We start from the raw sequence: 22,654 nt of genomic DNA on the forward strand, positions 1-22,654 counted from the left end.
CCGTGAAAAAAGTCAAAAAAGCCATCAAGAAAACCACCAGAAAAATCAAGCGCGCCGTCAAAAAAGTAACCAAAAAAGTCCAAAAAACAGTGACGAAATTTAAGAAGGCAGCTAAGAAGTCGATTAAACAAGCTCGAAAAACAGTCAAGAAGGTCTATAAAAAAGCCAAACAGACTGTCGTGAAAAAAGTAAATAAAATCAAGAAAACTACTAAAAAAGTTGTTAAAACAGTCAAAAAAGCCGGAACCAAAGTAATAAATAAAGCTACCAGCAAAATCAAAACAGTCGGCAAAAAAGCCAATGCAAAAATAGCCGCAAGTAAAGAAGCCGCAGCTAAAGTAAAAAAAGAAAAAGCTGATCGAAAAGCCGCAGCCAAAGAAGCCTTATGTAAAAACCAAGAATTCTTAGAAAGTCAAAAGAAAGGCTATAGCGATCCAACCTACGACTACAAAGCGGGCTATCCAAAACCAGATGAAGTATGGGCTTTTGATGCGAACGGAAATATTGATAAGGAAAAAAGCGCAGAACTTGCTGAAAAAATGGGCTTTTGGAGCTCTATTGCAGTTGGATTTATTCCAGGACCACTAGAAATAGTATTAGGTAAGGTTGCAGGCACAATTGTAGTTAAAGTTGGAGGGAAGATTGGTTCGAAAATAACTTCTTAGGGAGCGACTAAGTTTGGAGCTAAGGGAGCCAGTGTAGCCGATGATATTTTTAAACAAGGCAAAAAGGTAGTTGATAAATTTAATATTGATGACGCATATGTCAAACCAAAGCATTTATCAACAACTAAAGGTAATGGAGCTAAATTTTTAGGAGATTCTAAAGCTGAAGCTGAAGTGATTTTGAAGGATGCAATGAAAAATGGGACAGTCCAGTCAATAACAGATAATGGATTAACTAAAATGGGACAACAGAGTTATTCAGTAATAGTTGACGCTAGAAAAACTATAGGAACCAAGGGAGAAAACTTAATTAAAGTTGTATTATCAGAAGATGGAGGTATGTTATCATCTTATCCAGTAAAATAGAAAGGTGAGATTATTATGGATGTTTTAGAAGGATTTTTGCAGGCAGAAATTAATACACAGGAATTATATGAAGATATAATGTCTTTTATAACTTCATATCATATCAGATGTGGAGAATTTGAAGGAAATGAATATATAATAAAAAAAATGGATCAAACCAATTTTATTTTATTTCCGGAATATATAGATACATATGGTGAAAGAGAAATACATGGAGCAAGATCAGTTTATAGAAACAATTTAATCAAAGAGATTAATGACTGTGCTCAGGTTAAAGGAATACAAGTAATTGATGTAAATTAGTAGTTATTAAGAAATGATTACAGTTCGAAAATGTAGCCTCATTGAAAAGAGAGATTCTCTTAGATAAACTTTCATAAGTGTACCCTATAGGGTGAATTTTCCCTGTGGAGTATACTTGTGGGAGTTTAAGAGGGTGGAGGCTCGTTCAATTAGGAAACGGCTTTTGCAATCGGATGAATGATTATATATGAATCCACTTTGAATATTAACGACATTGTGGATTTTCTTTTTTATTATCTTTCAACAGTTGACTATTAGTTTTATTTTCAAGCATTAAGCAGAGTCAACTGTTTCCAAGACGCGAATGATTGGATAGTGATATCATGCAAAATGAATTTCAACTTTTAAAAGACAAGAAAAGTATAGATCAACTCATGTTAACGTATTTTTCAATAATAAGTGGAAGATATTTGAAAAAGGCTTTGTCTGCTTTTAAAGAAAAAGAAGGATACGGGAAAGAAATAGTTTTTGTTTCCTTTAAAAATGACTTAGATGACTACGACATGGCGCAATTGCCAAGACTGTTAGCTGATAAACATATTTTAGTTGAATTAGGATCCCCTGCTGTCAAGTTTGACCAAATAGCGTATTTAGATTTTAAAACATTTTATGATTATTTAGATGAAAATGTAAAAAAAGAGGCGGAAAGAAATCTAGAAGGAAGAGAGCTTATAGAACTGCTAAAAAAGTTAAAAGTAGTTTGGAAATATAGTTTTATAAAATAAATAATGCACTTCTATAACAATAAAATCATGGATGTTAACTTGTTTCGTAGCGTTAATCACTTCGTCGCTTGCTTCCGAAGAGAATCGCGCCACCATTTTGCCTTTACTTACATCAATGAACCTAGATTAAGAACTAAAGTTAAATTTAAAGAAAAATCTTAGAAGCACCAGTTAAAAAGAATACGGAAGTTGGCGAAATGGAAGTATCCATAAAAGATGGCGGCAAATTAGGTTATATTGATGGAAAACAAACAGAAAATATTAAAGTTCTAACTGCTGGCGTAAAATGTTGGTTTAATTAACATAAAAAAATCGATTTCCTTAACTAGGAAATCGACTTTTTTTATTGGTTTGATAGTCTCTATAAAACCATAATAAGAAAAAAACAATACTAATAGTAAAAAATATAATTGGCACTATAATAAGCTTTGTGCCCAGTAAACTCTGATTGATGCTCCCATCCATAAAACCAGATTGAATCAACAATCCTCTAACAACCCCTAGTACCTGGATAACAAAAAGTAAAATAAGACCAATAAAACCACTTCTAACAAAAAGATTAAAATTCATATGTATGTTCACCTCTGCTTTTATTTTTCTGTTCTAAATTACGTTAACATAAAATTGCTGAGATGAAAATAAAAAAAGAAGTTCTCAATATTTAACATTTGAGAACTTCCTTTTTTCTATTTATTTCAGACCATAAAAAGCGTCTATCTACTCAATAACAAACTGATTATGATAAAGCTCAGAATAAAATCCTTCCGCCTTCATCAGCTCATCATGGTTACCCTGTTCAATCACTTCGCCTTGATGTAGCACGACGATATGGTCGGCATCAAGGATAGTTTTTAAACGGTGGGCGATGACGAAACTAGTTCTACCGGAGATTACGTTGTCCATAGCTTTTTGGATGCGGCTTTCGGTTACGGTATCTACATTACTTGTCGCTTCATCTAGAATTAGTAGAGAAGGGTTCGTAATAATAGTTCTCGCAATACTCATAAGCTGCTTTTGACCAACACTGAAAATATTGTTTTCATCACTGATTTCTGTTTCATAACCTTTTTCGAGGTTCATAATGAAGTCATGGATGTTAGCTTGTTTCGCAGCGTTAATCACTTCCTCATCGCTTGCTTCCGGTTTACCGAAAACAATGTTATCGCGAATAGTTCCCGTAAATAGAACGGAATCTTGCAACACGATACCGACTTGTTTACGCAAGGAATCTAGTCTAATATCACGAATATCAATATCGTCAAAACGAATGGAACCACCGTCGACATTGTAGAAGCGGTTAAGCAGGTTCATAACAGTTGTCTTACCAGAACCAGTTGGTCCAACAAGCGCCACCATTTTACCTTTACTTACATCAATGGAAACGTCTTTTAGAACTGGTTTTTCAGGGTCATAAGCGAAATCAACATGATCTAGTTTAACACCTTTATTAATACCATCAATTGTTTGTAAGTTCTCGCGTTCAACTTCTTCTTCCTCTGCAAATACTTCACTAACACGGCGCGCACCAGTGATTGCTAGTTGTAGCAAGCTGTACTGGGACGAAATTTGTGTAAGTGGCATATAAAATTGTTGTGAATATTGAACGAACATAACGATTAAACCAAGAGCGGCTGTGCGTTCAAGGTCGCCATTTAGAGCTAACCATCCACCGAAGAAGATAACGATAGCTGTATTTAATAGTGAAATACCTTGCATCATTGGGAAAAGTAAACCGGAGTAGACTTGACCTTTGTAAGTTGCGTTTTTAACAACATTATTTTGCTTAACAAAGCCTTCAATAGTTTCTTCTTCTAAACCGTTTGTGATAATGATTTTTTGACCAGAGATTTTTTCGTCAATGTAGCCGTTTAATACACCCAGTTCATCTTGTTGAACATCAACATATTTACGAGCTTTTCGAATAATCACTGTGGCAATAATTACTGCAAATGGTGCAGATATTAAGGTAACGAGTGCTAGTTCCACATTTTGTTGGAACATCATGATAATAACACCAATCATTAACGCAATGTTTGATAGTACTTGAATCAAAGCTTGGTTAAGTGTGTTAGAAATGTTATCCAAGTCACTAGTAAAACGACTAAGCATTTCGCCGTCATTGCGACTATCAAAGAAACGAATCGATAGTTTTTCCATCTTGCGGAAAAGCCCTATACGCATTCTGTTCGTCGATTTACCAGCTACCCCTGTCATAATGATACTTTGGATAAAAGTGGCAGCAGCGAGCAGTACGTAGCAGAGAATCAGCATCCAAATGATATGGATGAAGTCACTCTTGTCATCAACACCTGTTCGCATTAAACGAACAACATAATCACCAAGCTCTTGAACAGCATTACCAATATACTGTGGTGCTTTTACTTGAAGGTATGTCGCAAAAATTACAGCAATTAAAATGACAAAAAGTTGAGGTTTATAACCCCGCAGATAGTGCCAGAAAAAGCGGCTAATTTGTTTAAACTCTTTCATTATGCGGTTACCTCCTTGCCTTTTTGAGTGTCGTAAATTTCACGGTAAGTTTCATTTTCTTTAAGAAGTTCTTTGTGGGAACCAACGCCAACGAGTTTACCTTGATCGAGCACGAGAATTTTATCTGCTTGAATAACAGAAGAGATTTTTTGTGCAATGATGAAAGTAGTTGTATCGTCTAGCTCTTTATTAAGTGCTTCTTTGACTAATTTCTCGGATTTTGCATCAAGGGCACTTGTGCTGTCATCAAGAATTAGTACTTTTGGCGAACCGATAACTCCACGTGTAATGGATAGACGTTGTTTTTGTCCACCAGAGAAGTTATTGCCGCGCTCAGAAACAGGAGCTTCATAAAGTTTTGCTTGTTTATCAATAAATTCTTTCGCTTGTGCTATTTTACTTGCATGCTCCATTTCATCAGTTGTCGCGTCTTTTTTACCATGACGTAAATTGTCTGCGATTGTTCCTGAGAAAAGGATTGCGCGTTGGAGCACGAAGGAAACGGTGCTACGAAGTGTTTTCTTATTGATGTCTTTTAGGTTTGTACCACCAATAATAACTTCACCTTCAGTTGGGTCGTAAAGACGTGGGATTAGCTGGGCAAGAGTGGATTTACCAGAACCTGTGGCGCCGACAATACCAACCATTTCACCAACATTCGCTTTAAAAGAAATATCTTTAAGAGCAGGTGTATCGTCACCATCATATTTGAAACTAACGTTACGGAACTCAACAGTACCTTCTAAATCTTGTTCTGGCGCATTTTCATTGTAAGTAATATCTGGTTCTGTTTCGAGAACTTCAGTAATACGTTTCAAGGAAATAAGCGCACGAGAGGCCATCATCATCAGCATACCGCCGATAATAATTGCCATCATGATTTGCATCAAGTAATTCATAAATGATGCGATAGCCCCGATAACTTCTGGGTTTTCAGCAGCCATGTCACCTACAAAGAAAATAGAAACAACAATTGCTAAGTTAGAAACGAGCATAAATGCAGGAATCATGACAGAAAAAAGAGTTCCTACAATGATAGTGTGACGAGTTAGTTTGTCACTGACAGTTGTGAAACGTCCGATTTCGTTATCTTCTTGAACAAAAGATTTAACAACACGCATTCCGGCAAGGTTTTCTTTTGCGATAGAATTTACGCGGTCAATTAACGTTTGAATAATCGCGAAATGCTTACCCATAGAGCCGAATGTGAAGACAACAATTAGCACAACGAGTACGACAAGTACAATAATTACCCACCATAATTCAGGTAGAGTAAACATCGCTAAAATAAATGCCCCAATAAACATAATCGGAATTCTTGTTAGCGATTGTAAGGAAAGCATCACTAAATTTTGTACTTGGGTAATGTCGTTTGTTTGTCGAACAACTAGATTACCTGTCGAAAGTTTTTCAATGTTACTAAATGAAAATGTTTGGATTTTACGGAAACTAGATTCACGAATATCTGCGCCGACGCCTTGAGCGACTTTGGCAGAAAGAATCGTGTTTAGAATCCCAGCGATAAGGCCAACTGCGGCAATACCGATTAGAAGTGCGCCTATGGAAGAAATTTCATCCATATTGTCTTTCATAATGGCGTCTAGGACTTGCTGAAGTAATTTTGGTTGCCATAGTTGTGAGATAACCATGACTACTACAAACAAAGTAGATAATGTTGCTTGTAGCTTGTAATTTTTAAGATGGTGAAACAATACTTTCATGATTTTCCTCCCTTGGAAAACGGAAATAAAGACGTGCGAACACATATTCTAATATAGATTGTGAAAATTTGCAAGTGATTTTTTCGCGAATTCTAAATATGGCGAAAATATGGCAAATATACCGTGGGAAATCGTTTTTTAATTGTGAAAAAACGATTGCTCATTGTTTGATACCTACTTCTACAAATCCCCTTACACTATTTATTAACCACACAATGTCAGCCTCAAAAAGGTCTTTTTTTGTTAGTGTTTTTTCGGAAATTTTGTTTTTTGCTAATAAATCTGCTCTCATGGTACCTGGGAGAAGACCAGAACTCACTGGTGGTGTGAAAAAATAGCCTTTTGTGCCTAGAACTATATTCCCGGTAGTAAATTCTGTCAGCTCGCCTCGCTCATTCCAAAGCAATGTTTCCCCGGTTTCAGTGCTTTTCATGTCTTCATAAACAGATCGATTAGTGGTTTTATGATAAAGGAATAAATCATCAGTTGAGACTGGACTTTTTGCCAGTTGCGCGGTTATTTGCTGATTTTGCGTACTTATTTCGGTTAATTCTAAAAGGTGCGTGCCATTTGGATGAAGTAAAAATCTTAATTTATATGTTCCAGCTGGATTGTTTCGCGCTGTTTCTTGCCATAATTCCCCAATTTTTCCACCGTCAAAAGGAAAACCGAAAAATTCTGCGCTTGTTTGAAGCCGTTTTAGATGAAAGTCTATCCGGGAAAGTGTTCCGTTTTCAAGACGTAAACATTCAATTAAAGAAAACTTAGTTGCTTTTTCTAAAATGGCTGATTTTGCATGAATTTCGGAAAATTCACTTTCGGCATCAGAATCCCAAACAATACCGCCGCCAACACCATAAGTTGCTTTATTATCACTAATAGAAATAGTTCGGATTGGCACATTGAAAATCGCATTCCCATTAGGTTCTAGGAATCCAATCGCGCCGCAGTATACGCCTCGTGGGGAATCTTCTAGCTCTGAAATAATTCCCATTGTCCGCGCTTTTGGGGCGCCAGTTATTGAACCACAAGGGAAAAGCGCCTCGAAAACTGCGGCTAAGCTAGTATCAGGAGGTGTTTCTGCAGTAACGGTAGACGTCATTTGCCACACTGTTGGGTAAGGTTCTAAAGTCATTAATTTAGGCACTTTTACGCTACCGGGCACTGCAATCATCCCAAGGTCATTTCGTAGTAAATCAACAATCATCACATTTTCGGCACGATTTTTAGGATCATTTTTTAACCAATCATGTGCTTCTAAGTCAGCTTGTTCCGTACTTCCGCGACGAATGGTGCCTTTCATTGGACGTGTCGTTAAGATATTTTCCTTCCATTTAAAAAATAGCTCGGGTGAAGCTGAGATAATCTGAAATTCATCCGTATCAAGTAACGCTGTATAATTTGCCTTTCCAACTTGCTGCAATGATTCAAAAGAAGCTTGGGCAGAAAAATCACTCGGTACATCACTTTGGAGCCGAACAGTGTAGTTGATTTGGTACGTGTTTCCAGCAGCAATTTCCGCTTTAATCTTTGCTATTTTTTCTGCATAATTCGGATAATCTGTATCCATTTTAAAAGAAAGTGGTGCTATGTCTGAGTTTTCGGTAGGTGCAGTCGTGAAATTGTCGTATACACCAAACCAGATAAGCGGCATGTTCTTGGAAGGTTGTTTGGTTTTTAAATTACTACGAAAAGCAGGAGCGGCCTCATAACTAACAAAACCAGCAACGTATTTTCCGGATTTTTGGGCTTCTTCGGCAGCTTTCATAATAGGAAGTACTTCCGATAAATCGCGCGCCACCAGTTCGCGAATTGGATTTTCAAAAATCTTTACCAAACCTTCAAAATCAAAACGTAATAAACTCATTTGGCAGCTCTCCCCAGTCGTACAAAGTTTTCTAAAATCGCGTGTCCGTTTTCAGATAGAATTGCTTCAGGGTGAAATTGGACACTGTAAATCGTTTTTGTCAGATGCTCTAACCCCATCAAAACCCCATCATCCGTTACAGCGGTCACTTTCAAATCAGCTGGCACCGTATTTGGGTCAATGACTAAAGAATGATAGCGGGCAACTGAGAATCTCGAATCAAGTCCGGCAAATAATCCTTTACCATGATGCGAGATAATGCTAGTTTTTCCGTGAACAGGAACATCCGCCTGTACAACTTTTGCCCCGAAAAAATGACCAATCATTTGATGGCCAAGGCAAATTCCGAGAATGGGAACGTGAATTTTGTCTAGTAGAGCTAAACTTGCTGGAAAATCATTTGGAGAACCAGGCCCGGGTGAAAGAATAACCATTTCAGGTGCTAATTGGTCGAATGTTTGAAGCGAAAAATCTCTAGCAGAAACTACCCGCACATCTTCCTTAAGCTCTAAAAAATATTGGTATAAATTATATGTAAATGAGTCATTATGATCGATTAATAAAATCACTTCAAATCCCCCTAGTTAAAACGGTTATACTCTTTTATAGCAAATAGCTACGGAGATAACAAGCCTGAAATGTTTGAAGCCTGAAAACAAGTGGAAATGTACACTAAATAACCAAAGGAAGGTGTTTTAGATGGAAAATGAACTAGAAGATAAAATTCTCGCCATTTTAGAACAACATCAAGTGGGGGTATTAACCTCTGTACAAGGCGATTTTCCGCACGCTAGGTATATGACGTTTCTGCATGATGGCTTAACACTTTACACACCATCTGGAAAAGAACTACCGAAAACAGAGGAAGTCCGTAGAAATCCGCACGTATGCGTTTTAATTGGCTATGATAGCCCTGGATCTGCGTTTTTAGAAATTAATGGTTTAGCTTCACTGGAAGAAGATGAAGCTATCAAAGAACGTATTTGGGAAAACATCTCTAAAGACTGGTTTCAAGGCGAAGATTCACCATCCTTTGTCGTTATAAAAATTGTTCCGGAACAAATTAGAATACTGAATTCAGATGATGACGGTCCAGACACACTTGATTTAATCGGTTAAAGATTTGCTTGTAATTTAAGCAGATATGCGATAGAATAACTTTAAATTAATACGAAAAGCGAAGACAAGAAGTAGTAATGAGGTAGAATTTCTAAAGAGAGCCAGTGGTTGGTGTGAACTGGTGAAGTTTCCTTATGAATCCATCTTGGAGTGAGTGATGGAAAGCATAGTATTGCGAGTAAATCATTCCGGCTGGGTCCGTTAAACCTAAATGAAGCTGGGGATTTTTTTAGATCCCAATAAGGGTGGCAACGCGGTTAACTCTCGTCCCTTTCCTGTTAATTCGGGAAAGTACGGGAGTTTTTTATATGGAAAAAAATAAAGGAGGAGTTAGCATGTTAGATGTTAAGTTGTTACGTAATAATTTTGAAGAAGTAAAGCAGAAATTACAAAATCGAGGAGAAGACCTGGGTGAATTCGAGAAATTTGGCGAGTTAGATAAACGTCGTCGTACACTGATTGTTGAAACAGAAGCGCTAAAAAGCCAGCGTAATGAAGTGTCTCAAGAAATCGCTAAACTAAAACGCGAAAAACAAGATGCTGATGCTAAAATTGAAGAAATGCGTGTTGTTGGTGATCGTATTAAAACTTTAGACATCGAGTTAAGAGAAATTGACGAGAAGTTAGATATGATTTTAATGTCGATTCCAAATATTCCACATGAGTCTACTCCGGTCGGTGAATCAGAAGATGATAACGTAGAAATCCGCAAATGGGGCGAAGTACGCGAATTTGATTTTGAACCAAAAGCTCATTGGGACTTAGGAACTGACCTAGATATTTTGGATTTCGAGAATGCTGCAAAAGTAACTGGAAGCCGCTTCGTTTTTTATAAAAAATTAGGTGCAAGACTTGAACGAGCGCTAATTAACTTTATGATGGACTTGCATTCGAATGAACATGGCTATGAAGAAATGCTTCCACCGTACATGGTGAACCGTGCGAGCATGACAGGAACTGGTCAATTGCCAAAATTTGAAGAAGACGCATTCTTAATTGAAGCAGAAGATTATTTCCTGATTCCAACAGCAGAAGTACCAGTAACAAACTACCACCGCGAAGATATTTTAAAAGCAGAAGATTTACCAAGAAAATATACAGCATTTAGCGCATGCTTCCGTTCTGAAGCGGGGTCTGCTGGTCGTGATACGCGTGGCTTAATTCGCCAGCATCAATTTAACAAAGTGGAATTGGTTCAATTTGTTAAACCAGAAGACTCTTACGTGGCACTAGAAAAATTAACTGGTAACGCAGAAGAAGTATTGCGCCGACTAGAATTACCCTATCGTGTACTAAGCATGTGTACTGCTGATTTGGGCTTCACTGCTGCTAAAAAATATGATTTAGAAGTTTGGATTCCAAGTTATGATTCTTACCGTGAGATTTCTTCTTGCAGTAATTTTGAAAGTTTCCAAGCAAGACGTGCCAACATTCGTTTCCGCCGTGAGCCAGGAAGCAAGCCAGAATATGTGCACACATTAAATGGTTCCGGATTAGCACTAGGTCGTACGGTCGCTGCTATTTTGGAAAACTACCAAGAGGCAGACGGATCTGTACGCATTCCGAAAGTACTACAAGGTTACATGGGCGGTATGGAAAAAATCGAATTACCAAAATAAAAAGGAAGAAGGAACTGTAATGGCGACACTTAGCGAATTACCAAACATTGGCAAAGTACTGGAGCAGGACTTAATAAAAGCCGGGATAAAAACCCCAGCTGAGCTAAAAGATGTTGGAAGCAAAGAAGCCTTTTTACGTATTTGGGAAAATGATTCAAGCGTTTGTTTAAGTGAATTATGTGCGCTTGAAGGAGCGGTACAAGGTATCAGGTGGCATGATTTAAACGAAGCAAAGAAAACCGAACTCAAAAAGTTTCATCAATCCTTATAACAAAAACGACGATGCGAACATGCATCGTCGTTTTTGTTATTTCCCGGGAAATAGTTATTTTAATTGTTGTTCTGCAAAAGAAGCATAAAGGGGATGAGAAGCGACTAATTCACTATGTGTGCCTCGGCCAGTAATTTCTCCGTGTTCAATAAAGAGAATTTGGTCGGCATTAACAATTGTGGATAGACGATGAGCGATAACAAAAGTAGTACGACCTTCCATCAAGTTGGCTAAAGCTTGTTGAACTATTTGTTCGGATTGACTATCTAAGCTTGCTGTCGCTTCGTCTAACATGAGAATATTCGGGTTGCGTAAGAAAGCTCGTGCAATGGCAATCCGCTGTCTTTGCCCCCCTGAGAGCTTCACACCACGTTCGCCGACTTCGGTTGCCATTTTGTCAGGTAGTTCAGAAATAAAGCCATCTGCATAAGCAAGTTTTGCTACATTCCAAAGCTCGTCTTCGGTAATTTCTCGGTCCAAACCATAACAAAGATTATCGCGAATTGTGCCAGAGAGCATCGCACTTTCTTGGGAGACGTAACCAATTTGCGTACGCCATGAGTTAATGGAAATCTCAGAAAGAGGAATATCACCCACTAAAATTTCTCCCGCTTTTGGTTGATAGAAACGCTCTAAAATCGCAAACAAGGTAGATTTACCGCCACCACTTGGACCAGCGAATGCGATAACTTCCCCTGGTTTTGTATCAAAAGAAACATCTTTTAAAATCGGTTCACCTTCATTGTAAGAGAAGGAAATATCTGTGACGCGAATCGTTTTTCCGCTCACGTCCACTTTTTTACCAGCATCGAAATCTTCTTCAGTTTCATTTAAAATATCCGCAATGCGTTCGGTCGCACCTTTTGCTTTTTGAAGTTGCGCGAAAAAAGTCGCAAAAGAGGTTACTGGAACGATAATTTGGAATAGATATAGCAAGAACGCGATTAATGTACCAGTAGTCATAGTCCCGGCTGAAACGCGAATCCCGCCGTAACCAATGATACCAACAATAACTCCCATTACAACAAAGAAAATTAAAGGTCCAAGTACAGCGACAACTTTCGCCTCACGAATACCGAATCCGAATAGACGATTGATTCCCTTATGACCAGCTTCTGTTTCACGTGTTTCCGCATTAGATGCCTTTACGAGCCGTGCTTCAGAAAGGGTTTGACTAATGGAGCCAGTGAAGTCAGCTGTTTCATTTTGAAGACCTTTAGAGATTTTAAACATTTTCTGACCAAGCGGCGCAACGACTAGCGCTGTAATTGGAACAGCTACTAAGATAATTAGTGTCATTTTCCAGTCCATAAAGAATAAGATAATAACCGCACCAACCACAGAAATAATCCCTGTTACAAATTGTGGTAAATGATCGGCAATTAGCTCCTTGACTACGACTGTATCGTTTACCATGCGGCTGACCATTTCACCCGTTTTTGTATTATCAAAATAAGAAACGGGCAAGTGAACAATTTTTCTCCATAAACGTTCGCGAATCGTAGCTACAACTTTCTGACCCATATAATTAAGTAAGAAAATCGAGAAACCGTTTGTGATAGCTTGCAAAATGAATGCAAGAACAATTAAAGCGACCATTTTTACATCTAATGAGGTTACCGCAAAACCATCAATTAAGTTTTTTGTAAAAAGTGGGACTACAAGCCCAGCAATTGTAGTTATTACACTGGCTATTAAAGCGCAGAATATTATCCAATTGGCGGGTTTTGCACTAATAAGTAACTGGAAAAAATTCCGCCAACTATATTTTTTTTGATTCATTTATTTCACCCTTCCTAATTTCCCCAACCATATAATGCTTACTTTTTAAGTATAATCAATTTACTAGATAATAAACCAGTCTAAAGTGGTAATTATTAGATTAATATCTGAATTTGAATATTTAGTAAAAGTAACAAAAAATTCGAATTTACGTCAAAATTCTCAGTTAAAAAGATATATAAATTAAGTATTTAAAGAAAAGTTGTAATATATTTATCTTTAATTTCCTTTTTGGTATTTTATGACTAGCTAGGAATAGGATTTGAGATATAACCTTTATGATATAATTACGTTGAGTTTTTTCAATATAATATAGCAAAGGAGAGAATATGCTATTCTTAAAAGAGCTTGAATCCAATCTAACGGTTAGCAAATTAATGGAGTTGTGCTTTGAACATCCAAATTACAAAGACTACTGCTCGGTTATCGGCACCAAGAAGGGTGAGGTTCTAGAAAGTTTAAGTCCGGCTGGAACAAAAGTATATTTTGTTCTAAGTGGCATATACGGGATGATTGTAGAGAAAGATGCAGAAATGGAAGAAGAAAGCTGTAAAGAATGCATTGTTCGTTTCTTACAAAAAGGAGATAGTTTTGGACTATATCATCTTTTTTATGATGAATGGAGCCCGCACGTTTCGATGCAGAGCTTAGGTCACGGAGAAGTTATGGAAGTAGATAGCAATTTCTTGTTCTCTATTTTTGACAAAGAAGATGAGAATAACTTTTTTATGATTAAAGTGATGGCAGAAGAATTACGCGAAGCCCACACATTTGCAAAACTAAGCTTCTTAAAAAAGGAAGAACGAATCCGCAAAGCCATTCTCAAATGCGCTCAAACTTTAGGGACGTTTTCTGATAACGGGATATTGCTACCAAGAGAAATTACGCAAGAAGTACTTGCAAGATACACCAATACATCGCGCGAATACGTGGCTCACACAGTCATGCATTTAATTAAAGAGGATATAATTAGAAATAGACCTAAACCTCTACTAGTGATGGATAAAACTCGTTTATAAGTTTGTTTCACGTGAAACTTTTTAGAATGCTTCGATTGCATTCTTTTTTTTGTAGGAAAAGCACTTCAAAAGCATTCTTTTATCTTTTGCGTTATAATGGCTCTGTAATTGAAAGCGCTTGATAGAAAAGGAGGATGTATAAATGAGATTTTTTATCGATACAGCAAACGTAGAAGAGATTAAAAAGGCTAACAGAATGGGGTTTATTGCTGGAGTAACGACAAACCCATCACTTGTTGCCAAAGAGGGCCGCGATTTTAATGAGGTTATTCAAGAAATTACATCCATTGTTGACGGACCAATTAGCGGTGAGGTAGTGAGTTTGAAAGCGGAAGAGATGATTGAGGAAGGTCGAGTTATTGCCAAAATACATCCAAATATGGTGGTTAAAATACCTATGACTGGTGAAGGTTTAGCCGCAGTAAAAGTTTTGACGGAAGAAGGAATTAAATCTAATGTCACGCTAGTTTTCTCTGCTACACAAGCGTTACTGGCAGCGCGAGCAGGAGCGACATATGTATCCCCATTTTTAGGACGTTTAGATGATATTGGTGATGATGGTTTGGTGCTTATTCGTGATATAGCAGAGATTTTTGAAACACATGGTATCCCGACAGAAATTATTTCAGCAAGTGTACGCCATCCGATTCATGTAATTGAATGTGCTAAGGCAGGAGCAGATATTGCTACAGTGCCTTATAAAGTATTTGAACAAATGTTAAGACATCCGTTGACTGATAGCGGAATTGAGAAATTTCTTGCGGACTGGGAAGCAGCTAAAAAATAACGAGGAAGGTTTCTAACTATGAATCAAACATTTATCGTAAAAAAAGAACATATTAGCAAGTATCCAAACCCACTTTTTGTTAATAAAAATGAGTCTATTTGGGTGTTTGAGGAGGATACAGAATACCCTGGTTGGATCTTTTGTAAAGTGAAGTCATCAGGTAAAGAAGGCTGGATTCCTAAGCAAATCATTCAGTTAGGTAGTGATGGGAAAAGTGGAACCGTGACAGAAGATTATTCTGCACGCGAATTAAATGTAAAGCCTGGGTATAAATTAGAAAGTAACCGTGAGCTTAACGGTTGGGTTTGGTGCGTAACAGAAGATAATGAAGCTGGCTGGGTACCACGAGGAAATCTTGAATCGTAAAATGTTTCACGTGGAACATTTTAAGTAAATATAGCAAAAAAGCGAAGGGTTTAGTTTTACTTTCGCTTTTTTTGTGGAATAATTAAGGATAAGAATAGAAGAATCTAGGTGGATTTATGGAAAATTGGAAGAAAAATTTGTATGTTGTTTGGGTAGGGTGTTTTCTTACCGGGACTGGATTAAATTTAATCATGCCATTTTTACCATTATATATTGAAGAACTCGGTGTACATAATCCTGACCAAGTAAGTTTATGGTCTGGTGTGGCACTAAGTTCAACATTCTTAGTATCAGCAATTATGTCGCCGGTTTGGGGCAAATTAGCAGATCAAAAAGGGCGGCGCATTATGCTTCTGCGTGCTGCGCTTGGAATGGCAATAGCAATGATTTTGATGGGACTTGTCAGCAATGTTTACCAATTTGTAGGTCTACGTTTATTAATGGGGATATTTTCAGGATACATTTCCACGGCTAATGCGTTAATTGCTACTCAAGTTCCTCGGCACCGCAGTGGTTGGGCGCTCGGTGCTCTATCAACAGCAGCAGTATCAGGTGTATTAATCGGTCCCTTAATTGGTGGAGCGCTATCTGACTCATTTGGTGTTAGACCAGTGTTTTACATTACAGGCGTTCTTTTACTAGGTAGTTTTTTCCTAACACTTTTCTTTGTCAAAGAGAAATTTACACCAGTAGAAAAAAAGGAAATGCGTTCAGGAAAAGAAGTTTTCTTATCGTTAAAAAATCCCGGATTAATTATCTCGCTGTTTATTACGACAATGATGATTCAAATCGCATCCAATTCCGTGAACCCGATTTTGACATTATATGTACGAGATTTAGCGGGAAATGCGCAAAACATTGCATTTATTAGTGGGATGATTGCTTCAGTGCCAGGAGTTGCCGCGCTTATCGCTGCGCCACGACTTGGAAGGTGGGGGGACCGAATTGGCTCAGAGCGAATACTGCTAGGTGCGCTCATCGGATCCATGTTACTGCAAATACCAATGGCTTTTGCTCAAAATCCGGTGCAACTTGGTGTTTTGCGTTTCTTATTAGGTCTGACAGATGGCGCTTTACTTCCAGCAGTTCAATCACTGCTAACTAAAAATACACCACGAGAAATTTCCGGTCGGATTTTTGGTTATAATCAATCTTTTCAATATATCGGAAATGTCATTGGGCCGCTGGTTGGATCAAGTGTGGCAGCACATTTTGGCTACGGAGATGTATTCCTTGTAGTAGCTGGCTTTATTTTTATCAATGTACTAATCAGTTTTTATTTCAACCGAAAAATGCATAGAGAGAAGGGAAATCATGCCAACTGATCTAATAAAATTACCAGGAATAGGTAAAAAAATGGTATTAATGTTAAATGAAATTGGGATTCAAAAAATTGCTGATTTAAAAGGAAAGAATCCACTTGATTTATACGAAAACACTTGCGTTAAGCGAGGCGAAAGAATGGATCCTTGTGTGTTATATACGTATCGCTGCGCAGTCTATGTTGCGGAAACGGATAAAACAGAGCAAAATGCTGAATTGCGAAAATGGTGGAATTGGAAAGATAAACAACATATAAATGAAAGGAACATAAATGATGAATAAATTAAACGAAGCAATAAAAGAGTCAGAACATATTGTTTTTCTTACTGGTGCAGGTGTTTCTGTGCCTTCAGGAATTCCGGATTATCGCTCGAAAAATGGCTTGTACGCCGGGATGAGTAGTCCAGAATATATGCTGAGCCATACTTGCCTTGTGCGTGAGCCAGATAGGTTTTATCAATTTGTGACCGAAAATATGTACTATCCAGACGCAGTACCAAATGTAATTCATACGAAAATGGCTGAAATCGAGGCAGAAAAAGATGTCACTATTATTACGCAAAACATTGATGGTCTTCATGAAAAAGCGGGTTCTAAGAAGGTAGTTAATTTTCATGGTAGTTTATATCACTGCTATTGCCAAAAATGCGGAAGAAGTGTTTCGGCAAATGACTATTTACAATCAGATATTCATGCCGAGTGTGGCGGACTAGTTCGACCAGATGTGGTGCTTTATGAAGAAGCCATTTCAGAAAAGGCGATAGACCAATCACTTGCTGCCATTAGGAAAGCTGATTTGATTGTCATAGTAGGAACTTCTTTTCGAGTGAGTCCATTTTGTAATTTAACAGATTATCGAAATAAAAAAGCGCGAATTTTTGCTGTGAATCAAGAACAGATTTTGCTTTCGTATCCTTTTGAAATGATGAAAAGTGATGCTGTAAAAGTTTTCGCAGAGATTTGAAACCTTGCAGTAATAGGGGTGGCGTGATAAAATTTTCTTAACCGGAAAATTGTCCGGAATATTTTGAGAAAATAAGGAGTGGAGAGTTCCATATGAACCCTGACCCCGAGAGTCAGCAGATTATCTTGCAGTTAATTCTTATTGTGGTGTTGACAATGCTCAACGCATTCTTTGCCTCAGCAGAGATGGCCCTTGTATCACTAAACAAAAATCGCGTGAAAAGCCAAGCAGAAACTGGCGATAAAAAAGCCATTATGCTAGCTAAACTCGTAGATGATCCAAGTAAGTTTCTAGCTACAATTCAAGTTGGTATTACGCTTGCTGGATTCTTCTCCAGTGCATCAGCCGCGACTAGTATTGCGACTAGGCTTGAATCTGTTTTTGGAGGAAGCAGTTTTGCGAAAGAGTTATCTATTATCGTCGTAACTATTGTGTTATCGTATATCACGTTAGTTTTCGGTGAGCTTTATCCAAAACGTTTAGCGCTTCAAAAATCAGAAAAAATTGCCCGTGTTTCCGTACGACCAATTATGGCAGTTGGGGTTGTGCTTCGTCCGTTTGTAAAATTCCTATCTTTTTCAACAGATATTCTTGTGAAATTAACAAGAATGGAGAAAAATATGGATAATGAAAAAATGACGCGTGAGGAAATGCAGCTATTGATTGAAACCGGTCGACGTGACGGTGTAATTGAGGTAGAAGAATTACAAATGCTTCGTGGTGTATTTGAAATGGATAATAAATATGCCCGTGAAGTAATGGTACCACGGACAGATGCGTTTATGATTGATGCCGAAACAGAATCAGAAGCACTTTGTGACGCATTATTAAGTGAGAATTTTTCAAGAGTTCCCGTCTATACAGGCGACCAGGACTCGGTGCTAGGTATTCTGCATATGAAAGATTTTTTTGCGGAAGCGAGAAAGTCAGGATTTAAAAACATTGATGTGAAATCGCTTGTTAAAACCGCGTATTTTGCCCAAGAGACGATGTTTATTGATGACTTACTTAAGAACATGCAAAGAACTAGAAACCAAATGGCGATTTTAATGGATGAATATGGTGGCGTTGCAGGTATTGTCACTGTAGAAGACTTATTAGAAGAAATTGTCGGCGAAATTGACGATGAAAATGATGTGTTCTCTGATGAAGTCAAGAGAATTGACGATACTACATTTATCGTAGAAGGCCGCATGCCGCTTGATGATTTTAACAAAATGTTTCACGTGGAACTTCCTGCACGTGGGGTAGATACTGTAGCTGGTTTTGTGCTTACTTTAACAGGGACAATTCCAGAAGAAGATGATAAAGTAGTAGTAGAATATGGTGCACTTCGCTTTACAGTAGAAGAAATGAATGACGCTAGACTGGTTTCGGTTCGTGTCGAGAAAGACATCCAAACAAGCGAACTAGAACAGATGGCTTAATGATAAAAATAAGAGTGCGGTATGAGAAATCTGTCCGCACTTTTTTCTTAGGAATGAGGTTTTTAAATGCCAAATATTAAAGAAATAGCCAAATTAGCGGGGGTTTCAGTAACGACAGTGTCGCGCGTGCTCAATAATCATCCATATGTTGCAGAGGAGAAAAGAGCTCGTGTACAAGCTGTCATTGACGAATTAGACTACTCTCCTAACCGAAGTGCTATGGACTTAGCACGTGGTAAGACAAATACGGTTGGCGTGATTATACCTTATAATGATCATCCGTGGTTTGACAAAATAGTGAATGGTATTTTAGAGGCAGCTTTTAAAAATCGTTATTCGGTGACACTTTTTCCAACTGGATATGATACGAAAGAAGAAGAAAAATTTTTAATGCGCTTGAAAACAAAGCAAGTTGATGGGCTAATTATTACTTCGCGTGCCAATAATTGGGATGTGATTTTGCCGTACCTAGCATATGGCCCGATTATTGCTTGTGAATACGTGGAGTCTAAGGATATATCTTGTTCTTATATTGACCGAGTGAAGGCTTACCGAGCAGGATTTCAATTTTTGCAAGATGAAGGTTATCATAAAGTCGCGTTCACAGCAGGGCGGGAATCACGAGAAAGTACTAGTACATATGGGAAAATTAATGCCTATGAGCAGGTTTTTGGTCCAGTCAAGGATAATCGTTTTTTAAGTGAATGTTACACGCTTGAAGATGGTTTGAAGGCAGGCGAACATTTTTTTGCCAAAGGGAAAGATTGGCCTGATGCGATTTATGCGAATGGTGATGAAGTTGCGGCTGGCATAATGTATCATGTGAAAGCACTTGGATTACGTGTGCCAGAAGACATCGCTATTTTAGGACAAGAAAATCTCCCAATTGGTAAGGCGTTAGAAATCACGACGCTTGATCATCACCTAAAAAAATTGGGAGAAAATGCATTTACTATTTTTGAGCAAGGTAAATTACAAAGAATTAAAGTGGAGCATGAATTGATTAGAAGGAAAACAGTCTGAAAAACTATTTAGCTAATAAAGTTAGTTTTGCAATGTTTTCTGCTGTACGTTCGAGATTTTTTGTCGTATTTTCAAAAAGAGTGGGTAAATCTGTTATTTCAGGGATGTTTGGGAAAAACGCATCAATGCCGTGTTGCTCGGCTAGGTCGTTTTCAAGTGCCAGACTGCCGACGATAGCTAGAACGAAACAGCCCTGTTTTTTTGCCTCTTGAGCGATTTGAACAGGGATTTTTCCCATCATGGATTGCTTGTCCATTCGTCCTTCGCCAACAATAACAATATCGGCATCTTTCATTTTATCTTTCATATTAGAAAGTCCCATAACAAGAGTTGAACCGCTTAACATGTCTGCATTTAGGAAGGCCATTAGCCCAGCAGCGATACCACCAGCGGCTCCAGCTCCTTTTTTTGTAGTGATTTTTTGAGAAGAAAATTGGTCGAGTTTTGCTCCGTAATTCTGCATGGCGTTCTCTAGTTGAACGAGCGTGTCTGGATTTGCGCCTTTTTGAGCACCGAAGACGAATGTAGCACCGTTCTCGCCAAGAAGTGGATTCGTCACATCGCAAGCTATTTGGAATTGAATGTCTTTCAGTTTTGGGTTAAGATTACTAGCGTCAATGGAATATATCTCTTGTAAATGAATCCCTCCGGGCGGGATAGGTTGTTTGTTTTTATCTAGTAGTGCTACGCCCAATGATTGGATTAGTCCAGCGCCGCCATCGTTTGTACCACTTCCACCAAGCCCGATAATGATTTTTTTGACGTTGTGGTTAAGTGACGCTAAAATTAGCTCACCAACGCCAGCAGATGTTGCATAGGCTGGATTACGGTCTGCTGCTGCTATTAAATCCAAGCCAATTGCGTTAGCAGACTCGATAATCGCGGTTTCTTGTCTGGCAAGAATACCGTAGGAAGCAGCTATTTTATGACCATTGAGGTTGGTTACTTCCGTTTGAAATAATTGCACTTCATCGGACTCGCTTAAAACAGTAAGAAAACCCTCACCCCCGTCAGAAACAGGGGCAAGGCTAATTTGATCGGCTGGACGTGCTTTAGTCCAGCCTTTTTTTATGGCATTTGCTACTTCAACCGCAGTGGCGCTCTCTTTGAATGAATCAGGTGCGATAAGGATTTTCATTGGTCAGCCTTCTTAATCCAGACAACTTCATACGCAGTTAATTCAAGTGTACTTATAACGGGTTGGTTGGTTAATAAATTCATTCCAGAGAAAGCGATTTTTTTGTTGATATTGTGAGAAGTGACATTGATAATTCCGTAAATACATTCTGTCTCATTTTCCCGTTTTATCGCGAAAACATCTGATCCTAAATCTAAAATTTCTTGTGCTGCAAATGGTGAAAAGGCAGTGTGGTTCCGTCTGATTTGCACCAATTTTTTTAGAGAGGTAAAGATGGTTTGGCGATAAGTGTTAGCTTCAAGTTCATGAGCTAACTGGTTTTTCTCCAGTTTTTCCCGGTTGATTCGACGTTTGATGCCGGATTCTTCGTAACCACCAAGGTCGTTTTTTGAGCCTAATAGTGAATGGTAGTAAATTGCCGGAACACCTTGAAGTGTTAGTAAAATACTATGCGCAGCAATAATTTTTTTCGTTACAAGCTCTTCGGTTGTGTCTTCATCTAGGTTTTGCAGGGCTTCACCGTAGTTGATATTAAGTTCATACACAGACTGCGTGCCATCTGCATTATCTTTATAGGAAACTTGTCCGCCGTTTTGGACTGCTTTTTGGACGAGAGAATTAATTTCTTCGTCGGAAAGAATTCCGGTCGCAGGGCGCATACCAATTCCATCATGACTTGCTAGGAAGTTAAAATAAGTCGCTGTGCTAGAAACTTGTGAAATGGATTTCGCCCACTTCGAAAGCTTCGTTGTATCATGACAAGTGAAGGTATGGAGCACAAGTGGTGGTAGCGGGAACTGATACACCATATTTGCTTCGTTTCCGCCATCGCCAAAATAGCTAATGTTTTCTTCATGAGGGACGTTGGTTTCTGTGATAATTTGCAGATTCGGATATAGTTCGTCAATTAGTAACCGCCAAAGTGAAATGATCTCATGAGTTTCTGGTAGGTGCATGCAAGTAGTACCAGATGTTTTCCATAAAAATCCGATGGCATCAAGACGAATGCTTGTGGCCTGTTTGGATGCGTAGAACAGCAGTACATCTGTTAAGGCCACAAGGCAATCGATATTCCGGACATTTAAGTCTAACTGGTCTTCGCTAAAAGTAGTCCAAAGTTCTTTACCGTTTTCGTATGTGTGGAACAGCGGAGAAGTCCGCGGACGAGTAACATTTTTATAATCAAATTGACTATCCTTTTCAATGAAAAATTGGTTGTAAGGCGCTTCGTTATCGGAGAATCGCTTGAACCAATCGCTTGATTTCGACATGTGATTGGCTACGAAATCAAGCATCACTCGGAAGTTCTCAGACATCTTTTGAACATCATCCCAGTCACCAAGATGCTCATCAATTTGCTTGTAGTCTGTGACAGAGAAGCCATCATCTGACGTACTCGGGAAAATTGGCAACAAGTGGACATCTGTAATAACATCTTGCGCATATTCTTGTAGGAATTCATTCAAGGTTTGTAATGAATGTTTGTTTTTTTCATAAATGCTGTCACCATAGGCAATAAGATAGACGTTTTTTTCGGAAATAGTATCAATGGGACTTCGCGTATTATTAGAATAGTTTTCGGCACATGCGAGCATTTTTTCCAAATAAGCGGGCTGATAAGCAGCTTGATAAATTTTTCTTAGTTTTACTTCTATTTGATTAACCAGTTCGGTTTGCAT

Annotated in this window: 23 protein-coding genes, 1 pseudogene and 1 other annotated feature; of the genes and pseudogenes, 16 read left to right on the plus strand and 8 right to left on the minus strand. The window is 38.3% G+C overall.

Features of this window, described 5'->3' with window-relative positions; genetic code table 11:
- The 5 genes and pseudogenes from HCB38_RS15040 to HCB38_RS15190 all read left to right on the plus strand — a co-directional run.
- The coding region (locus HCB38_RS15040) for a hypothetical protein (protein WP_260484466.1) at window positions 1-665 on the plus strand (665 nt) is incomplete at its 5' end.
- A 192-nt stretch (window positions 666-857) separates the two neighbouring features.
- Window positions 858-1,031 (plus strand): hypothetical protein, encoded by a 174-nt coding sequence (locus tag HCB38_RS13070; protein ID WP_185620355.1) that lies wholly within the window; start codon window positions 858-860, stop codon window positions 1,029-1,031.
- 15 nt (window positions 1,032-1,046) lie between these two features.
- On the plus strand, window positions 1,047-1,334 hold the full coding sequence (locus HCB38_RS13075; RefSeq protein ID WP_185620354.1) for a hypothetical protein: 288 nt from the start codon (window positions 1,047-1,049) through the stop codon (window positions 1,332-1,334).
- Between the two features lie 323 nt (window positions 1,335-1,657).
- A complete protein-coding gene (gene cdiI, locus HCB38_RS13080; protein ID WP_185620353.1) occupies window positions 1,658-2,059 on the plus strand; it encodes a ribonuclease toxin immunity protein CdiI in 402 nt (133 codons plus the stop codon).
- A 114-nt stretch (window positions 2,060-2,173) separates the two neighbouring features.
- Window positions 2,174-2,434: pseudogene (locus HCB38_RS15190) on the plus strand (hypothetical protein); the annotation flags it as partial.
- Here the strand turns inward: HCB38_RS15190 and HCB38_RS13090 are convergent.
- The 5 genes from HCB38_RS13090 to HCB38_RS13110 all read right to left on the minus strand — a co-directional run bounded on the left by HCB38_RS13090 (window position 2,381) and on the right by HCB38_RS13110 (window position 8,706).
- On the minus strand, window positions 2,381-2,629 hold the full coding sequence (locus tag HCB38_RS13090) for a hypothetical protein (RefSeq protein ID WP_070752394.1): 249 nt from the start codon (window positions 2,627-2,629) through the stop codon (window positions 2,381-2,383). The pseudogene HCB38_RS15190 and the gene HCB38_RS13090 sit on opposite strands and share 54 nt — an antisense overlap.
- A gap of 147 nt (window positions 2,630-2,776) precedes the next feature.
- Entirely contained in the window at window positions 2,777-4,549 is a 1,773-nt protein-coding gene (locus HCB38_RS13095; protein WP_185638735.1) for an ABC transporter ATP-binding protein, read from the minus strand.
- A complete protein-coding gene (locus tag HCB38_RS13100) occupies window positions 4,549-6,270 on the minus strand; it encodes an ABC transporter ATP-binding protein (protein WP_185319699.1) in 1,722 nt (573 codons plus the stop codon). Before HCB38_RS13100 ends, HCB38_RS13095 begins: the two co-directional genes overlap by 1 nt.
- A gap of 160 nt (window positions 6,271-6,430) precedes the next feature.
- Window positions 6,431-8,137 (minus strand): aminodeoxychorismate synthase component I, encoded by a 1,707-nt coding sequence (pabB, locus tag HCB38_RS13105; RefSeq protein ID WP_185638737.1) that lies wholly within the window; start codon window positions 8,135-8,137, stop codon window positions 6,431-6,433.
- Window positions 8,134-8,706 carry an anthranilate synthase component II gene (locus tag HCB38_RS13110; RefSeq protein WP_185319701.1) on the minus strand — a complete coding sequence of 191 codons (573 nt, stop codon included), beginning with the start codon at window positions 8,704-8,706 and terminating at the stop codon, window positions 8,134-8,136. Before HCB38_RS13110 ends, pabB begins: the two co-directional genes overlap by 4 nt.
- A gap of 130 nt (window positions 8,707-8,836) precedes the next feature.
- Here HCB38_RS13110 and HCB38_RS13115 point away from each other — a divergent pair, with 130 nt between their 5' ends.
- The 3 genes from HCB38_RS13115 (at window position 8,837) to HCB38_RS13125 (ending at window position 11,146) form a co-directional block, all read left to right on the plus strand.
- Window positions 8,837-9,256 carry a pyridoxamine 5'-phosphate oxidase family protein gene (locus HCB38_RS13115; protein ID WP_185607933.1) on the plus strand — a complete coding sequence of 140 codons (420 nt, stop codon included), beginning with the start codon at window positions 8,837-8,839 and terminating at the stop codon, window positions 9,254-9,256.
- Between the two features lie 52 nt (window positions 9,257-9,308).
- Window positions 9,309-9,531: a binding site (T-box leader), on the plus strand.
- A 60-nt stretch (window positions 9,532-9,591) separates the two neighbouring features.
- Window positions 9,592-10,875 (plus strand): serine--tRNA ligase, encoded by a 1,284-nt coding sequence (serS, locus tag HCB38_RS13120; RefSeq protein ID WP_185319703.1) that lies wholly within the window; start codon window positions 9,592-9,594, stop codon window positions 10,873-10,875.
- A 19-nt stretch (window positions 10,876-10,894) separates the two neighbouring features.
- The gene (locus HCB38_RS13125; protein ID WP_185319704.1) at window positions 10,895-11,146 is read left to right on the plus strand and encodes a TfoX/Sxy family protein; all 252 of its coding nucleotides are present in this window, start codon (window positions 10,895-10,897) and stop codon (window positions 11,144-11,146) included.
- A gap of 54 nt (window positions 11,147-11,200) precedes the next feature.
- On the opposite strand, the gene HCB38_RS13130 is transcribed toward HCB38_RS13125, so the two are convergent.
- The gene (locus HCB38_RS13130) at window positions 11,201-12,928 is read right to left on the minus strand and encodes an ABC transporter ATP-binding protein (RefSeq protein WP_185638739.1); all 1,728 of its coding nucleotides are present in this window, start codon (window positions 12,926-12,928) and stop codon (window positions 11,201-11,203) included.
- A gap of 329 nt (window positions 12,929-13,257) precedes the next feature.
- Here HCB38_RS13130 and HCB38_RS13135 point away from each other — a divergent pair, with 329 nt between their 5' ends.
- The 8 genes from HCB38_RS13135 to HCB38_RS13170 all read left to right on the plus strand — a co-directional run bounded on the left by HCB38_RS13135 (window position 13,258) and on the right by HCB38_RS13170 (window position 19,837).
- A complete protein-coding gene (locus tag HCB38_RS13135; RefSeq protein ID WP_185319706.1) occupies window positions 13,258-13,947 on the plus strand; it encodes a Crp/Fnr family transcriptional regulator in 690 nt (229 codons plus the stop codon).
- Between the two features lie 142 nt (window positions 13,948-14,089).
- Window positions 14,090-14,734: a fructose-6-phosphate aldolase gene (gene fsa, locus HCB38_RS13140; RefSeq protein WP_185638741.1), complete on the plus strand. Its 645-nt coding sequence runs from the start codon at window positions 14,090-14,092 to the stop codon at window positions 14,732-14,734.
- 18 nt (window positions 14,735-14,752) lie between these two features.
- Window positions 14,753-15,100: an SH3 domain-containing protein gene (locus HCB38_RS13145; protein ID WP_185638743.1), complete on the plus strand. Its 348-nt coding sequence runs from the start codon at window positions 14,753-14,755 to the stop codon at window positions 15,098-15,100.
- Window positions 15,101-15,216: 116 nt separating this feature from the next.
- A complete protein-coding gene (gene lde, locus HCB38_RS13150; RefSeq protein WP_185319708.1) occupies window positions 15,217-16,425 on the plus strand; it encodes a multidrug efflux MFS transporter Lde in 1,209 nt (402 codons plus the stop codon).
- A complete protein-coding gene (locus HCB38_RS13155) occupies window positions 16,415-16,705 on the plus strand; it encodes a helix-hairpin-helix domain-containing protein (RefSeq protein WP_185319709.1) in 291 nt (96 codons plus the stop codon). The genes lde and HCB38_RS13155 overlap by 11 nt, the downstream gene beginning before the upstream one ends.
- Window positions 16,698-17,387, plus strand: a complete 690-nt coding sequence (locus HCB38_RS13160) for an NAD-dependent protein deacylase (RefSeq protein WP_185619625.1) — start codon at window positions 16,698-16,700, stop codon at window positions 17,385-17,387. The genes HCB38_RS13155 and HCB38_RS13160 overlap by 8 nt, the downstream gene beginning before the upstream one ends.
- A gap of 92 nt (window positions 17,388-17,479) precedes the next feature.
- Window positions 17,480-18,814, plus strand: a complete 1,335-nt coding sequence (locus HCB38_RS13165) for a hemolysin family protein (protein WP_185319711.1) — start codon at window positions 17,480-17,482, stop codon at window positions 18,812-18,814.
- 66 nt (window positions 18,815-18,880) lie between these two features.
- Window positions 18,881-19,837 carry a LacI family DNA-binding transcriptional regulator gene (locus HCB38_RS13170; protein ID WP_185319712.1) on the plus strand — a complete coding sequence of 319 codons (957 nt, stop codon included), beginning with the start codon at window positions 18,881-18,883 and terminating at the stop codon, window positions 19,835-19,837.
- Window positions 19,838-19,841: 4 nt separating this feature from the next.
- On the opposite strand, the gene HCB38_RS13175 is transcribed toward HCB38_RS13170, so the two are convergent.
- Together HCB38_RS13175 and HCB38_RS13180 are read right to left on the minus strand one after the other, a co-directional pair.
- On the minus strand, window positions 19,842-20,975 hold the full coding sequence (locus HCB38_RS13175; protein ID WP_185319713.1) for a glycerate kinase: 1,134 nt from the start codon (window positions 20,973-20,975) through the stop codon (window positions 19,842-19,844).
- Window positions 20,972-22,654 carry a sugar phosphorylase gene (locus HCB38_RS13180; RefSeq protein WP_185638745.1) on the minus strand — a complete coding sequence of 561 codons (1,683 nt, stop codon included), beginning with the start codon at window positions 22,652-22,654 and terminating at the stop codon, window positions 20,972-20,974. Before HCB38_RS13180 ends, HCB38_RS13175 begins: the two co-directional genes overlap by 4 nt.

Source organism: Listeria farberi, assembly GCF_014229295.1.
GTDB classification, from domain to species: domain Bacteria; phylum Bacillota; class Bacilli; order Lactobacillales; family Listeriaceae; genus Listeria; species Listeria farberi.